This is a genomic window from Acinetobacter sp. NIOH-H-8 (assembly GCF_046635365.1).
Classification (GTDB): domain Bacteria; phylum Pseudomonadota; class Gammaproteobacteria; order Pseudomonadales; family Moraxellaceae; genus Acinetobacter.
The window spans coordinates 1-408 of record NZ_JBHDVN010000283.1 but is presented as its reverse complement, the minus strand read 5'-3'; the positions used below and the strand labels follow the sequence as shown (position 1 = coordinate 408).

The following is a 408-nucleotide window of genomic DNA, read 5'->3' as shown; positions in this document are numbered from 1 at the left end:
GCTCAAAGGTGTTGGATGCGTCGTTGACCTTGCGGATCTTATCTAACTGACGAGCCTGTGTTGGGCTAACTCCATCTGCGACTTGCTTACGCGCTTGCTCGCATTTCTCGCGAGCTTCGGCAAGTTTTACCGTCGGGTACTCACCCAGCGCAAACATGCTGGATTTACCGTTGAGTTTAAACCGATAGCGCCATGCCTTTTTACCATTGGGTTTCACTTCGAGGTAGAGACCATTGAAATCATTAAGTCGATAGAGTTTTTCTTTCGGCTTAGCAGTGCGGCATTGCGTATCAGTGAGCATAACGGGGCCTTGTTTATTTATTATACCGTTATTGTACTCACTTAAAATGAAGATGGAAGAATGTTGTACTCATCCATGTACTCATTTTTGACAGCGTTGTTATGAGA

At 45.1% G+C, this 408-nt stretch carries 1 protein-coding gene; it reads right to left on the bottom strand.

Annotated features, from left to right (window positions below):
* On the bottom strand, positions 1–301 hold a 301-nt coding region (locus ACEWB7_RS18250; RefSeq protein WP_411581124.1), incomplete at its 3' end, for an Arm DNA-binding domain-containing protein.
* Positions 302–408: the final 107 nt, after the last annotated feature.